The sequence below is a fragment of the Litchfieldia stipae genome, assembly GCF_014837155.1.
GTDB lineage: Bacteria > Bacillota > Bacilli > Bacillales > Bacillaceae_L > Litchfieldia.
The window spans coordinates 53,471-68,374 of sequence record NZ_JACYHA010000013.1 but is presented as its reverse complement, the minus strand read 5'-3'; the positions used below and the strand labels follow the sequence as shown (position 1 = coordinate 68,374).

The window sequence follows — 14,904 nt, the reverse complement described above, 5'->3', positions numbered from 1 at the left end:
AGAAGAATAGAGTTAGTTTAGTTAGAGTTTAGTTAGAGTAGATAAGTAAGATAGAGTTAGTAAACCAGTGAATAGTAAGCAGAGCATAGGGTAGGCAAAGGGATATCATACGTATAATCGTAAAGATCATTAACGATCGTATTTTATTTGCTTTGCAGAGAATGAGTGAGTTTAGCTGAGGTTAGTTAGGTATATGAAGTAATCAACTCCTACCCAAAGACGCAAAGGTGTCTTTGGGTTTTATTTTTTCTATAAAAATACCCCTCCTAAATCCTCATTCTCCATTATAAAGGTGGAGGAATGAAAAATGAAAAATGAAGAAATCACCTCTTTTTTATCAGATTCAAGTAAGTACAAAACAATCCCAATTATTAAACGTTTTATTGTAGACACATTAACACCAATCCAAATATTTCAGAATGTAGAAAGCGAAGCTTCGTTTTTATTAGAGAGCAAGGATGAAGAGTCTTCGTGGTCAAGGTATTCTTTCATAGGATTAAAGCCATTCTTGTTTATACAAGAGTCTAGTGGCGTTTTTTCGATTAAAAATGAAAGTAAACAAAACTTAATGAAAAAGCCTTCATTAAAAGAAGCCTTTAATTGGGTAGAAAAATCATTAGCGATCAAGAAAATTGACTTAGACATTCCATTTAGTGGAGGAGCTGTTGGTTATTTAGGATATGATTCGATTTCAACTTTTGAAAAGGTTGAGGAGAACCCAAATATAGATCTCAATGTAGAAAGACAGCAGTTTTTCTTCTGTGAAACGATAATTGCATATGACCATCATCAGCGTGAGGTCATTTTTATCCACAATGTTAGGTTAACGGGCGAAGAAAACGAGAAGAGCAAACGTGCGATTTTAGCTCATGCCTATTCAAAGATTGATATGTACATTTCAAAAATCATGCAGCATACAAGGCAGCAGGAATTATATTTAGAAAATGTTGATACTCTTCAAGTTTCATTTGAAGGTGTTAAATCAAATTACAAAAAAGAAAAGTTCATTGAAGATGTAAATAAGATAAAGGATTATATTTCTGCAGGAGATGTATTTCAAGCAGTACTCTCGCAACGCTTCGAAATTCCAATTAAAGTAACAGGTTTTCAACTATATCGAGTGCTAAGAACAGTAAATCCATCTCCCTATTTATTTTATATAAAAATTGATGATCTAGAAATTGTTGGTAGTTCACCTGAAAGACTAATCAAGATTGATCATAGTCATCTGGAAATTCATCCGATTGCTGGAACAAGGCGTCGTGGTAGAACTGAGGAAGAAGATTTACAGCTTGAAGAAGAATTGAAAAATGATAAAAAAGAGCAGGCAGAGCATTATATGCTAGTTGATCTTGCACGAAATGACATTGGCAGAGTTGCGAAATATGGAAGTGTTAATACCCCTGTTTTAATGGAATTAGGTCGATTCTCACATGTGATGCATTTAATCTCAAAAGTGACCGGCGTATTAGATGAGAAAGTCGATCCAATTGATGCGTTAATTGCTGCGTTTCCAGCAGGTACAGTGTCAGGAGCTCCGAAAATACGTGCGATGCAAATATTAAATGAACTAGAACCGACAGCTAGAAATCTATATGCTGGAACGGTTGCATATATCGGCTTTGATGGAAATATTGATTCTTGCATTACTATACGAACGATTGTTCTTAAGGATGGTGTCGCATATGTGCAAGCTGGTGCTGGAGTTGTAGCAGATTCTGTACCTGAGCTTGAATGGAAAGAGACCAGGAATAAAGCAAGTGCTTTGATTAAAACCATTGAAATTGCTCAAAAAACCTTTGAAGAACAGGAGGATTCTTATGTATCTGCAACTCTTAAATAAAAGTGTTTCTGGAGAAACTCTATCTGAGCAAGAGGCGTTTGAAATGATGAATGAAATCATGGAAGGAAATGTGACCTCCAGTCAAATAGCAAGCTTATTATCGATTTTAAGATATAGAGGTGAAACAGTTGAGGAGCTTACTGGTTTTGCAAAAGCGATGAGAGCACATATGACAACTCTTGATTTTGATGGTGATTTAATAGATACGTGTGGAACTGGTGGTGATGGAGCACAGACTTTTAATATATCAACTGCTGCTGCAATCGTTATCTCATCACTTGGTGTTAAAGTGGCAAAGCATGGTAATCGAGCAGTCTCTTCTAAAAGTGGAAGTGCAGATGTTCTTGAAAAATTAGGGATCGATATCCAAGCGACTGGAGAAGAGGCAATTAGGGCATTAAATGAAACGGGAATGAGCTTTTTATTTGCCCCTCTATATCATTCTGCAATGAAGCATGCTGTTGTTCCTAGGAAGGAAATTGGGTTCAGAACGGTGTTTAACCTACTAGGACCCATTTCAAATCCAGCATGCTGCAAAAGACAGGTAATTGGAGTTTTTTCGATTGACCATGCCGAAAAACTGGCACAAACAATGAAAAACCTCGGTTCAAAGCATGTCTTGTTTGTAACAGGTAGAGATGGTCTTGATGAAGTAACAATAACGATGGAAACAGATGTTGTTGAATTGATAGATGGAGAGATTCGACGATTTGTTCTTAAACCAGAGGAACTAGGTCTTCAAAGAGGGACAATCGAAGAATTAACAGTCTCTACTTCAGAAGAGAGTGCTTCATTAATTGAGGCTATAATTACAGAACAGTCAAATATAAGTGCTACAAATATTGTCATTATTAACTCTGCAGTCGCATTATATGTCGCAGGAAAGGTGAAAAGTATTTCAGAAGGAGTCACTTTAGCAAGGGAAGCTCTACGAAACGGAACAGTTGAGCAGCATTTAACTAAACTTCGTACAAGGAAGGTTGAGGGGTATGCTTACTAAAATCATAGAACAAAAGAAACATGAGATACAGAAATTAACGATGCCAGAGTTTAAAGATGTGCAAAGAAGATCACTTTACAAAGCTCTCTATCTATCAAATCGGAAGCCTGCTTTAATTGCAGAGATTAAAAAAGCATCACCATCAAAAGGACTGATACGGGAAAAATTCAATCATCTGGAAATTGCATGCAGCTATCAAAAAGCCAAAGTTGATGCAATGTCAGTTTTAACTGATGAAGTCTTTTTCCAAGGCTCCATTCAATATTTAGCAGAAGTGAAAGACCACGTCGATGTCCCAATCTTAAGGAAAGACTTTATCATTGATTCTAAGCAAATAGAACAAAGTGTACGAATAGGTGCCGATGCGATTCTATTGATAGGGGAGGTTCTTGACCCATCAGAACTCCATGAATTTTATCTCGAGGCATATGAAAAAGGAGTAGAATGTCTTGTTGAGGTTCATTCCAGAGAAACTCTAGAACGAATTTTGGCGATATTTTCACCAAAGATTCTGGGTGTAAATAATAGGAATTTGAAAACATTTGAAACTAATCTCATTCAAACAAAGGAATTAGTTGAATATATACCAAAAGAAAGCTTATTGGTAAGTGAAAGTGGGATTCATACTTCAGAGGATCTGAAGCGAGTCGCGCAATATGGAGCTAATGCGGTATTAATTGGTGAAGCTTTTATGAGGTGTGAAATACCAGGAAAAGGAATTGCTCAGATATATGAAGAAGACTATGAATTCTCTACACATTAAATATTGCGGAAATAAGACTCTAGAGGATTTAAGAATAACAGCTGATAGCAACGCTCAATATCTTGGATTTATATTTGCAAAAAGTAAAAGAGAAGTTGATCCAAGTGAATTAAGAAATTGGTTAACTGAAATCAATGCGAATTCAAAAAAGCTAGTAGGAGTTTTTGTGAATGCATCAATTGAGGAGATTGCCTCTGTCGTGAAAGAAGTACCTCTATCAATTATCCAATGTCATGGCACGGAGTCTCCTCAATTTGTTGACCTTGTCAAACAGACATTTAACAAAGAGGTATGGAAGGTTATTCATCATTCTGAAGAAGCGATCAAAAACATGTCAACCTTCAATGGAATCGTTGACGGCTATGTGATTGATAGTAAGGCAAAGGGGTTGTGGGGAGGATCTGGGCAGGTATTTGATTGGAGCTACATACCTGCTTATGTGGCAGAAGCCAAACAACAAGGGGTACCCTGCTTAATTGCAGGTGGTATCAATCAGGAGAACCTAGATAAATTACTAACCTTGAACATTGATGGAATCGATATATCAAGTGGTATTGAACAAAATGATAAAAAGGACATTGACATCATTTCAAAAATTGAAGAGAAGGTGAAGCGATATGATACAAGTACCAAATCGTAACGGTCGTTTTGGAGAATTTGGCGGAAAATTTGTACCTGAGACACTTATGCAGCCTTTAGAGGAAATAGAAGCTGCTCTAGAAGAAGCATTAGAGGATGAAGCTTTTAAGAAAGAGTACTTTGATATATTAAGAGAATACTCAGGTAGACCCACCGCATTAACCTACGCTGAAAATGTAAGTAGGAAACTAGGTGGAGCAAAAATATATTTAAAAAGAGAAGATCTAAATCATACAGGAGCTCACAAAATTAACAATGCGATCGGGCAGGCACTTCTTGCAAAGAGAATGGGAAAGAAAAAAATTATTGCTGAAACAGGTGCCGGTCAACATGGCGTAGCTTCAGCAACTGTTGCTGCAAGATTTGGCATGGAATGCAAAGTATTCATGGGAGAAGAGGATATTGCGCGTCAAAAGCTTAATGTGTTTCGAATGCAATTATTAGGTGCTGAGGTCATCCCCGTTTCTAGTGGAAATAAAACATTAAAAGATGCAACTAATGAAGCTATTCGTTATTGGGTGTCTAATTGTACAGACCACTTCTATATTATTGGATCAGTGGTTGGACCACATCCATACCCGAAAATGGTTCGTGATTTTCAACGAGTCATCGGGGATGAAGCAAGAGCTCAATTTTTAGAAAGAGAAGGAAAGCTTCCAACCAAAATTATTGCATGTGTTGGGGGAGGAAGTAATTCGATTGGGATGTTCTATCCATTTCTAGATGACCAGGTAGAAATGATTGGAGTGGAAGCAGCTGGTAAAGGTGTTGATACAGACCTACATGCCGCAACAATCACAAAAGGTACTAAAGGAATCATCCATGGTTCACTTACGTACCTATTACAGGATGAACATGGACAAATCACTGAGCCTTATTCTATTTCAGCGGGTCTAGATTATCCTGGAGTTGGTCCAGAGCATTCATATCTTAATGATATAGGAAGAGTGAAATATGAAAGTGTAACAGATGAAGAGGCTCTAGAAGCACTTCAGATCCTAACGATTGAAGAAGGAATTATTCCTGCAATTGAGTCTGCACATGCGTTGGCAAAGACATTTCAAATAGCAGCTACTATGAAACCTGAGGAAACGATTTTAGTCTGCTTATCAGGTCGAGGAGATAAAGACGTACACTCATTAATGGAAGTAATAGAAGGAGGGCAATAATATGAACACAACATATAGTGAAAGATTACCTAAAGTTGATCATTTGTTCATCCCATTTATTGTCGCAGGCGACCCTCACCCGGATGTAACGATTGACCTAGCGTTAGCATTACAAGAAGCAGGGGCATCTGTTCTAGAATTAGGAATCCCGTATTCAGATCCACTTGCAGATGGACCGATTATCCAAAGTGCATCATTAAGAGCGTTAAAAAATAATATCACTCTTGAAGGTGCGATGGGGTTAGTGGGGATAATGAGAGAAAAAGGATTAAAAATTCCAGTTGTAGTATTTACCTATTACAATCCTGTGCTACAATTAGGAGAAGATCGCTTTTTTACTTTAGCGCATAAAAATGGCGTGGATGGTCTACTTATTCCCGATTTACCTTATGAAGAAAGTGAACACATCAGAGAACAATGTAAACAGCAGGGTCTGAAATATATATCGTTAGTTGCACCAACCTCGTCAAAACGGATTGAGAAAATTGCTAAGAACGCTGACGGTTTCCTTTATTGTGTTTCATCACTTGGTGTGACTGGTGTAAGAGATACATTAAATGAAGATGTTCTTGAATTTTTAAATGAAGTGAAACAGTTCAGCAAGATTCCAATAGCTGTTGGGTTTGGTATATCTAATTCGGACCATATTCGCTTATTAAAGGACCATTGTGAAGGCATTGTTATTGGTAGTGCAATCGTTAGAAAAATTGAAGAATTAAACGAAGCACTTCTTTGTCCTTCAACTCAAGGTAAGGCACTTTCTGACTTTCAGGAATTTGTAGAGACCATCATTGCGCCAATTAAACCTTGTGAGGTGTAATTGTAGGAATGGAAATCAAAGCACAACTATTAGATCTAAAACCATATCAACCAGGTAAACCAATTGAAACTGTAAAGCGTGTATTTGGCTTAGAGAAAATCACCAAATTAGCTTCTAATGAGAATCCATTTGGATGTTCGGAGAAAGCAAAACAAGCAATATTGGAAGAGTTGAATTCACTTGCATTGTATCCAGATGGTTATTCAACCGATTTAAGAAAAGCTGTAGCCGAACATCTAAATGTGGATGAAACACAGCTTATTTTCGGAAACGGTTCAGATGAAGTCATACAAATCATCTGTAGAGCACTATTAGGACCGGGGAAAAATACTGTGATGCCAACTCCTTCATTTCCTCAATACAAACATAATGCTGTTATTGAAGGAGCAGAAGTACGTGAAGTTGAGCTAGTGGATGGTGAGCACAATTTAGGAGAGATGTTAGCTGCAATTGATGAACAAACACAAATTGTATGGATTTGTAATCCAAACAATCCGACAGGTACATATATAGAAAAGGAAAAGTTATTTTCATTCGTAAGTAAAGTTCCTAAACATGTACTTGTGGTTCTTGATGAAGCGTATTATGAATATGTTGTTGCCTCAGATTATCCAGAAACGATTGGATTATTATCTGAATATGAAAATGTTGTGATATTGAGGACTTTTTCAAAGGCATATGGACTTGCTTCTTTACGTATTGGATATGGAATTGGTTCAAGTAAGTTGATTCAGCAGATTGAACCAGCACGTGAACCATTTAATACTACTCGAGTTGCACAAGCAGCTGCTAAAGCTGCCATTAGTGACCAAGAGTTTATCAAAGAATGTGTTTCTAAAAATAAAAAAGGACTAGATCAATTTTATACATTTTGTGAAGAGCATCACCTCTCCTACTATAAATCTCAAGGTAACTTTATTTTGATTGATTTCAAGCAGCAAGGCGATCAAGTATTTCAATATTTACTTGAGCGAGGATTTATTGTTCGATCAGGAAATGCACTTGGTTTCCCAACGAGTGTTAGAATCACTGTTGGTACAGAAGAACAGAATGCAGAAATCATTGGTCATTTAACTGAAATGCTACAAACAACAGGGAAGTAAGTCTTAAATTTTAAAGTGGCGAGATCGAAGATGATTTAGTCTTCTCTCGCTTTTTTCATCAAGGGGGGTGATGATGTGAAAGGAAATGTTCTAATCATAGGCCTTGGCTTAATAGGTGGTTCAATAGCTCTTGGTATAAAAAAAGAACATCCAAATTGTCAGATATTTGGTTATGACATCAATGAAGAGCAACGAAGACTTGCGAAGACTTTGCATGTCATTGATGAAATCGTAGATGATTTACATAAAATTATTCCGATTAGCGATTTTATTTTTATAGCAGTACCAGTTAAACAGACAGAAATGCTACTTAAAGATATGGAAGAGCTTGAATTTAAAAAGAATGTTATCATTTCAGATGTGGGTAGTACAAAAGTGAAAATTGTTGAGAAAGCAGAAGGATTAAGGCGGAGAGGGATTACCTTTATTGGAGGTCATCCAATGGCTGGCTCACATAAAAGTGGAGTAGTTGCAGCAAAAGCTCATTTATTTGAAAATGCTTTTTATATATTAACACCACATGATGATCAAGCACAAAAAGAAATTGCACAATTAAAGTACTTATTAAATGGAACAAAAGCAAACTTTATCATACTCACACCTAAAGAGCATGATGAGGTTGCTGGTGTTATTAGTCATTTTCCACATATTATTGCTGTGGGACTAGTTCATCAGGCAAGAAACTATAGTGAGAATCATCATTTAGTCAGTCGTTTAGCAGCGGGAGGCTTTCGTGATATCACTAGGATTGCATCAAGTAATCCAATAATGTGGCGAGATATACTTTTACATAATAAAGAATCTTTGCTTGAAATGTTTGATAGTTGGATGAAGGAAATGGAAACGGTACGTCACTTTATAGCAACTGATAGTAGTGATCAAATATATCAATATTTTGCTTCAGCTAAGGATTTTCGTGATGACTTACCAACGAGGACAAAAGGGGCAATCCCATCATTTTATGATTTATTTGTAGATGTTCCTGACTATCCAGGGATTATTTCTGAGATTACTGGTTATTTAGCAGAGTCAAACATCAGTATTACTAATATTAGAATTATAGAAACACGTGAAGAAATATATGGAGTCTTGCGATTAAGCTTTCAATCGGAAGAGGACCGTGAAAGTGCGAAGTTATGTATTGAGTCAAATACAAATTACGAAACGTTTTATGGATAAACTGGAGGTGTAGAAATGAAATCAACGAAAATACTCCCTCAAAAAGTAAATGGATTGTCAGGTTCAATTGTCATTCCTGGTGATAAATCTATTTCACATCGCGGAGTTATGTTTGGTGCAATTGCTAAGGGGAAGAGTACCATACGTAACTTTTTGACTGGTGAGGATTGTTTAAGTACGATTGATTGCTTTAGGAAGATGGGAGTATCAATTAATCTTACTGATGATGTGGTGGAGGTTGAGGGTAAGGGATTTCTAGGACTAACTGAGCCATCTGACATTCTTGATGTGGGAAATTCAGGTACGACGACTAGACTTATCTTAGGTATCTTATCAGGTAATACATTTCATTCATGTTTAATTGGTGATGAATCCATTGCAAAGCGACCGATGAATCGAGTGACGGCTCCATTAAGAATGATGGGTGCAAGTATTGATGGTAGAAGTGAGGGTGGTTATACGCCTTTAGCCGTACGTGGCAAGAAACTAACTGCGATTGATTATGTCTCACCAGTTGCAAGTGCGCAGGTGAAGTCTGCGGTGTTACTAGCGGGATTAAATGCTACTGGAGTAACTTCTGTTACCGAGCCTGCAAAATCAAGAGATCATACTGAAAGGATGCTAAGAGCATTTGGCTGTGAGGTTGAAGAAGAAGGGTTAAAAGTATCAATCAAAGGTGGACAAGCATTAACTGGAACAGAAATCACTGTGCCTGGTGATATTTCGTCTGCAGCATTTTTTCTTGTAGCAGGTGCTATTACTCCAAACAGCACAATTACACTTAAAAACGTAGGTATGAACCCGACTAGAACAGGTATCATTGATGTGTTAACTCGTATGGGAGCAAATCTCTCAATCGAAAATGAACGAGTTGTGAATTTTGAGCCAGTTGCTGATTTAATCATTTCAACATCAGCACTCTCTGGAATTGAAATCAGTGGAGACTTAATTCCACGATTAATTGATGAAATTCCTATTATTGCATTACTTGCTTCTCAAGCTAGTGGTGAAACGGTGATTAAGGATGCAAGTGAGTTAAAGGTAAAAGAGACGAACAGAATTGATACAGTTGTCAATGAACTTACAAAACTTGGTGTTGATATTCAGTCAACCGATGATGGGATGATTATTACAGGTTCAACAGATGCTCTAAATGGCAACCAAGTTAGTAGTTATGGTGACCATCGAATTGGAATGATGCTTGCCATTGCTTCCCTCATTACTGAAGGAGAAATCCAATTAGAGAACCCTGAATCCATTGCAGTTTCTTACCCTAACTTTTTCAATCACCTTGAACAGATAAGTGTTAATAAATAATAATGAAGGATCCTAAGTGGCTATAGCTTAGGATCTTCTTTTTTCTGTTAATCTTCATTCACTTAAGAGGCACCTAAATTTTCAACATACTTCTGTTAGTACAAGCATAGCTTGTCTTAAGATGAAAATTTAGGTCACATCAAATGTATAGTGAATGGAGGAGGCATTTTGACATATCTAATTGAAGAGGCTAATGTACTTAAAGAGAACAAAGTGGAGCAATGCTCAATTGTTGTAAAAGACACAAATATTGACTATATTAGTAATAGCATCACACGCTTTAATTTTATGAGAATGAATCTTTCAAACTATTTATTAACGCCTGGGCATGTTATGATGAATTTTTCATTTGCAAACAACCTACCTTTTCATGAATTCAAAGAAACCATGAAGACTCACTACCTACAAAAAGGTTGCACAACAGTTATTGTTATTTGCGATGTATCACATGAACGGGAATTAAAAAACAAAATAGAAAAAACTAGGCATTATTTATTAAATAGTCCAATTGACTTTTATATTGGAGTTAAAATTTCATTGAAAGCACTGACCCCTTCTTTTATAAGGGCTTGTAAAAAAATGAAAATCCCAGTTGTCATTGTAGATATAAACAATGAACAAGAATTACTGACCGTCCCATGGGGATGGATAAAAGAAGCTTTTCACCCTTATTTCTTTCCGTTAATTCCTAGATGGCAACAAAGAGAAAAGTCAATATTCAATGGAAACAAACATATCCACCTGTGGGAGGAATTAATGAGTAACCACGGAATTCCAACAGTGAATTCTTGCCCTGAAGAACATGTACCATTATCAATGGATTTATTAAAGAAAATGGGTATCTATCCAGCAAAGGGTGATATCCGAATTAGAGGAATGCTGGATTACAATTTATATCAGATGGAAGAGATGAGTTATTCGGTAGAAGGAAAGCCAATGTTTGATTATAATCTTCACACACCTACTCTAACAATGCATAAAGGGAAGTTTTTGAAGGTTGGAGCTGAAGTCTTCTTCTATCCTGGTTTTGGCAGTGAGTGTAAGGTTATACTGCCTGGTCATTTTGTATCCAGTAGATAAAAGGAGTTAACCAAAGATGAGTAAATTAGCGGATGCTATTCAATTAGTAGAAAATGGCGACACGGAGAAAGGCCTACAATATATAAATGAAATAAAAGGTCAATTTTCTGTTGATGAGAAGTATGAACTAGCCGAATCATATCTGAAGTGGGGCTTAGTTCATGAAGCGAAAGAAACCCTAGAGGAGCTTTTATTTCTGTATCCAGATGAAGGCGAATTATTAGTATTAATGGCTGAAATTCTTATTGATCTTGATGAAGAAGAAGAGGCTATTTCTTATCTTGAAGAGATATCAGAGCAGGATCCTGTATATGTTGAAGCCTTGATTCTCCAAGCAGATTTATATCAAATGCAAGGACTACATGAAGTAAGTGAACAAAAGCTATTATCTGCTAAGCGAAAATTACCTAAGGAGTCAATCATTGATTTTGCTCTTGGTGAATTATATTCAAGCCAAGCGGAATATAAAAGAAGTATTCCTTATTACGAAGCAGTGCTTAAAGAAGATGAGATGGTTGCAGGAGTTAATATTAATGCTAGAATGGCAGAAGCAATGAGCACGATTGGTGAATTCGAGGAGGCCCTACCCTATTTTGAAAAGGCCATTAATAAGGGTGAAGACATCAATATTTTATTTAATTATGGCTTTACTTCTCTACAGGCAGGCTATCATATAACAGCTATAGAGATTTTTTCTAGATTAAAGGAATTAGATCCAGAATATTCATCCTTGTATTTGCATTTGGCTAGAGCGTATGAAAAAGAAGAAATGCTTAATGAAAGCTATGATACAGTTATTGAAGGCTTGAAAATTGATAATCTAAATAAAGAATTACATTTCTATGCAGGAAAATTAGCGATTAAAAGAGGAGACCTTGTAGCAATTGAAAAGCACTTACGAGAGGCTATTGCAATTGATCCAGGTTATATTGAAGCAATTATCACTATTACTAAATTTTTTATACAAGAACAGAGATACGAAGATGTGGTTGAATGTTTGCAAGAGGTTATGAATTATGGAGAATATGACCCACAGTTTGAATGGGATCTTGCACATGCAAAAAATAAACTTGAAGAATATTCAGATGCATTAAACCATTACCGTCTTGCATATACTTCTTTTAAAGAGTCAAAAGAATTTTTAGAGGAATACGGTTATTTTCTATTAGAGGATGGGCATAGGGAAGAGGCAAAATCCATTTTTAAATCCTTACTTGCAATGGATCCAACAAATTATGAAATTGAAGAACTCATATTAGACTTGGAGTAACAGGATATTTAATTGATTTGCAGGAGTTTGAATTGGTTTTGTCGAATTAATTAAGTGCTTACAAAAACTATAAACACATTTGCAGAGGAGGGAAGCATGCGATGACTACCCCTGTATCTGTCAACGAGAAGAAAGACTTTATTCGCTGGTTTCTTAATAACTACCAATTAAAGAGAAGAGAATGTGTCTGGATTTTAAATTATTTAATGAGTCACGACCAACTAATGAAAAATGTGCATTTTGTAGAGCAAGCTCAGTACTGTCCAAGAGGTATCATTATGTCAACACATTGTGTAGATGATGTTCCATTTCGATTTTATAAGGAAAATGTGATGACCACAGATGCTGAAAAATCATTTCATGATATTAGGTTAAATAGAGATGAAGAAATTTATATTCAATTGAATTTTAGGTCTTCATTTCATACTCCGCAGTATGTGGCTGTTCTCGAAGAAAATCCATTTATGCCAAAGCATTTGCAAGTAAATGAGAAAGATACGCTGCTGGCAGAAAAATTTCTAGAAGAATCAATCCACTCGTATCAAAAAGAGAAGTTATTAAGAGAAATTGATGAAGCACTTGATAGGCAAGATCCAAGTGAGTTTCAAAGACTAACCGAACAACTCAAAAGATTAACTAGTTCAAATTGCCATTAGTATCATAGCCTTTATTAAAGTAAATAAGTAAATTCTTAGCTGACAAATGATTCATTCGTTTGTCAGTTTTTTATTGTGTAAAAAATTCTGTTTTGATAAGTAATATGGTATCGTAGAGATAGATTATGAAGAAGGGATGAACACATTTGAAATGGACAACCAAGGATATTGACCTGTATCTACAATCAAAAGAATACGTAGACACTTTAATACTTCCTCTTATACCTGTTACATGGGGAAACCACCTTAAACAAACTGTTGAAGCTGGGGAATTCGCAACGGTCATCACTCAAGAAATCGAACGACAATTTAAAGGGAGAGTCGTGTTATCACCAGCTTTTACATACACAGACTCTGAAGGAACTGAAGCCGCATTGACTAGGCTGAATACATGGTCACAGGATGCCTCGTTAAATGGATTTAGACATGTGTTTTTGATAACTACTGCTCAAGAATGGAAGTCGTTCGAATCAGAATTAAAAGGATCTCTAATTTCATTTCCATCTCTACCGTTAGAGCATCTTGATCATCAACTTAGACAATCGATCCTACAAGATCAAATAAAAGGGTTAATCACTATATTCATGGACAAATGGCGTGGATAGTTTTTCGAAAATAATATTTGCAAGTTATTAATAGTAGAAATGAAACTTGAAAATTTGGTTAAACTGTATTTAATCAGAAAAATAGCATATATGCCCAAATATAAGAGAATGATAATATTGACCTCATCATAATATTGATATATCATGAGAATGTCCTAGTATAATTGTGTTAATTTTATGTCCGGATGGACTTAGATTTTGATAGAGGGGGGAAAAATATGAGCGAGAAAAAGCATCGGGTATCAAGACGTCAGTTCCTAAATTATACTCTTACTGGCGTTGGGGGGTTTATGGCTGCAGGAATGCTAATGCCAATGGTTCGTTTTGCGATTGATCCAGTTTTGAAACCAAAACAGGAGCAAGATATGGTGCAGGTCGCAAGTGTAGATGATATTACAGAAGAACCTACACGTATTGATTTCAAAATTGATCAAGTAGACGCATGGTATGAATCAGAAGAACCAAGATCAGCCTGGGTCTATAAAGATGGTGATAAGATTGTTGCCTTATCTCCTGTTTGTAAACACTTAGGTTGTACAGTGGACTGGAACACAGATCCATCAAATGAAAATCGTTTCTTCTGTCCTTGTCATTACGGTCTTTATGAAAAAGACGGGACAAATGTAAAAGGAACACCACCTATTAATCCATTAGACAGATTTGTTACTGAAGTAAAAGATGGATATTTATATTTAGGTCAGGCGAAACCACAAGGAGGGGCGTAATAAATGTTAAATAAGATTTATGACTGGGTTGATGAGCGCTTAGATATTACGCCTTTGTGGCGAGATATTGCTGATCACGAAGTACCAGAGCATGTTAATCCTGCTCATCATTTCTCAGCTTTCGTATATTGTTTTGGAGGCTTGACGTTTTTTGTAACCGTTATTCAAATTCTCTCTGGTATGTTTTTAACAATGTATTATGTACCAGATATTAAAAATGCTTGGGAATCAGTTTATTATCTCCAAAATGAGGTTGCATTTGGCCAAATCGTACGTGGGATGCATCACTGGGGAGCTAGTTTAGTAATTGTTATGATGTTCTTACATACATTGCGTGTTTTCTTCCAAGGTGCTTATAAGAAACCACGTGAATTAAACTGGGTTGTTGGTGTGCTTATTTTCTTTGTTATGCTAGCACTTGGTTTAACTGGTTATTTATTACCTTGGGATATGAAGGCATTATTTGCAACTAAGGTAACACTTCAAATTGTTGAAGCTGTTCCAATCCTTGGACCTCATATTAAAACATTACTATCTGGACATCCAGAAATCGTTGGGGCTCAAACATTAACAAGATTCTTTGCAATTCATGTATTTTTCTTACCAGCAGCTTTATTTGGCTTAATGGCTGCGCATTTTATGATGATTCGAAAACAAGGTATTTCTGGACCACTATAAAAATAGGTCCTAATTAAAGTCAAAGAAAGAACCTATAAGTCCTTAGAAAAGGAGGGG

Annotated in this window: 15 protein-coding genes; all 15 read left to right on the top strand. The window is 36.2% G+C overall.

What is annotated here, in order from left to right; all coding sequences use genetic code 11:
- The first annotated feature begins 307 nt into the window (after positions 1 to 307).
- Positions 308 to 1,843: an anthranilate synthase component I gene (gene trpE / locus F7888_RS15025; RefSeq protein WP_191780803.1), complete on the top strand. Its 1,536-nt coding sequence runs from the start codon at positions 308 to 310 to the stop codon at positions 1,841 to 1,843.
- Entirely contained in the window at positions 1,821 to 2,843 is a 1,023-nt protein-coding gene (gene trpD, locus F7888_RS15020; RefSeq protein ID WP_191780801.1) for an anthranilate phosphoribosyltransferase, read from the top strand. Before trpE ends, trpD begins: the two co-directional genes overlap by 23 nt.
- Positions 2,833 to 3,606 (top strand): indole-3-glycerol phosphate synthase TrpC, encoded by a 774-nt coding sequence (gene trpC / locus F7888_RS15015; protein ID WP_191780798.1) that lies wholly within the window; start codon positions 2,833 to 2,835, stop codon positions 3,604 to 3,606. Before trpD ends, trpC begins: the two co-directional genes overlap by 11 nt.
- The gene (locus F7888_RS15010; protein ID WP_225228821.1) at positions 3,575 to 4,246 is read left to right on the top strand and encodes a phosphoribosylanthranilate isomerase; all 672 of its coding nucleotides are present in this window, start codon (positions 3,575 to 3,577) and stop codon (positions 4,244 to 4,246) included. The genes trpC and F7888_RS15010 overlap by 32 nt, the downstream gene beginning before the upstream one ends.
- Entirely contained in the window at positions 4,224 to 5,414 is a 1,191-nt protein-coding gene (gene trpB / locus F7888_RS15005) for a tryptophan synthase subunit beta (protein WP_191780796.1), read from the top strand. The genes F7888_RS15010 and trpB overlap by 23 nt, the downstream gene beginning before the upstream one ends.
- 1 nt (position 5,415) lies before the next feature.
- A complete protein-coding gene (trpA, locus tag F7888_RS15000; RefSeq protein WP_191780794.1) occupies positions 5,416 to 6,234 on the top strand; it encodes a tryptophan synthase subunit alpha in 819 nt (272 codons plus the stop codon).
- 8 nt (positions 6,235 to 6,242) lie between these two features.
- Entirely contained in the window at positions 6,243 to 7,337 is a 1,095-nt protein-coding gene (gene hisC, locus F7888_RS14995; protein ID WP_191780792.1) for a histidinol-phosphate transaminase, read from the top strand.
- 75 nt (positions 7,338 to 7,412) lie between these two features.
- The gene (locus F7888_RS14990; protein WP_191780790.1) at positions 7,413 to 8,516 is read left to right on the top strand and encodes a prephenate dehydrogenase; all 1,104 of its coding nucleotides are present in this window, start codon (positions 7,413 to 7,415) and stop codon (positions 8,514 to 8,516) included.
- A 15-nt stretch (positions 8,517 to 8,531) separates the two neighbouring features.
- Positions 8,532 to 9,833: a 3-phosphoshikimate 1-carboxyvinyltransferase gene (aroA, locus tag F7888_RS14985; RefSeq protein ID WP_191780788.1), complete on the top strand. Its 1,302-nt coding sequence runs from the start codon at positions 8,532 to 8,534 to the stop codon at positions 9,831 to 9,833.
- 168 nt (positions 9,834 to 10,001) lie between these two features.
- Positions 10,002 to 10,913, top strand: coding sequence for a hypothetical protein (locus F7888_RS14980; RefSeq protein WP_191780786.1), 912 nt, complete (start codon positions 10,002 to 10,004; stop codon positions 10,911 to 10,913).
- 16 nt (positions 10,914 to 10,929) lie between these two features.
- Complete coding sequence (locus F7888_RS14975; RefSeq protein WP_191780784.1) at positions 10,930 to 12,183, top strand: tetratricopeptide repeat protein; 1,254 nt, start codon at positions 10,930 to 10,932, stop codon at positions 12,181 to 12,183.
- A 101-nt stretch (positions 12,184 to 12,284) separates the two neighbouring features.
- Positions 12,285 to 12,839, top strand: coding sequence for a ReoY family proteolytic degradation factor (locus F7888_RS14970; RefSeq protein WP_191780782.1), 555 nt, complete (start codon positions 12,285 to 12,287; stop codon positions 12,837 to 12,839).
- Positions 12,840 to 12,985: 146 nt separating this feature from the next.
- Entirely contained in the window at positions 12,986 to 13,444 is a 459-nt protein-coding gene (locus F7888_RS14965; protein WP_191780781.1) for a YpiF family protein, read from the top strand.
- Positions 13,445 to 13,662: 218 nt separating this feature from the next.
- On the top strand, positions 13,663 to 14,169 hold the full coding sequence (locus F7888_RS14960; RefSeq protein ID WP_191780778.1) for a QcrA and Rieske domain-containing protein: 507 nt from the start codon (positions 13,663 to 13,665) through the stop codon (positions 14,167 to 14,169).
- Between the two features lie 3 nt (positions 14,170 to 14,172).
- The gene (qcrB, locus tag F7888_RS14955; RefSeq protein ID WP_090852862.1) at positions 14,173 to 14,847 is read left to right on the top strand and encodes a menaquinol-cytochrome c reductase cytochrome b subunit; all 675 of its coding nucleotides are present in this window, start codon (positions 14,173 to 14,175) and stop codon (positions 14,845 to 14,847) included.
- The last annotated feature ends 57 nt before the right edge of the window (positions 14,848 to 14,904 follow it).

Bases quoted from the DNA above. Each gene is read 5' to 3' on its own strand.
- F7888_RS14975 (WP_191780784.1), top strand. From the start codon at position 10,930: ATGAGTAAATTAGCGGATGCTATTCAATTAGTAGAAAATGGCGACACG.
- F7888_RS14960 (WP_191780778.1), top strand. From the start codon at position 13,663: ATGAGCGAGAAAAAGCATCGGGTATCAAGACGTCAGTTCCTAAATTAT.
- qcrB (WP_090852862.1), top strand. From the start codon at position 14,173: ATGTTAAATAAGATTTATGACTGGGTTGATGAGCGCTTAGATATTACG.
- trpE (WP_191780803.1), top strand. From the start codon at position 308: ATGAAAAATGAAGAAATCACCTCTTTTTTATCAGATTCAAGTAAGTAC.
- trpD (WP_191780801.1), top strand. From the start codon at position 1,821: ATGTATCTGCAACTCTTAAATAAAAGTGTTTCTGGAGAAACTCTATCT.
- F7888_RS14970 (WP_191780782.1), top strand. From the start codon at position 12,285: ATGACTACCCCTGTATCTGTCAACGAGAAGAAAGACTTTATTCGCTGG.
- trpB (WP_191780796.1), top strand. From the start codon at position 4,224: ATGATACAAGTACCAAATCGTAACGGTCGTTTTGGAGAATTTGGCGGA.
- aroA (WP_191780788.1), top strand. From the start codon at position 8,532: ATGAAATCAACGAAAATACTCCCTCAAAAAGTAAATGGATTGTCAGGT.
- hisC (WP_191780792.1), top strand. From the start codon at position 6,243: ATGGAAATCAAAGCACAACTATTAGATCTAAAACCATATCAACCAGGT.
- trpC (WP_191780798.1), top strand. From the start codon at position 2,833: ATGCTTACTAAAATCATAGAACAAAAGAAACATGAGATACAGAAATTA.
- F7888_RS15010 (WP_225228821.1), top strand. From the start codon at position 3,575: ATGAAGAAGACTATGAATTCTCTACACATTAAATATTGCGGAAATAAG.
- trpA (WP_191780794.1), top strand. From the start codon at position 5,416: ATGAACACAACATATAGTGAAAGATTACCTAAAGTTGATCATTTGTTC.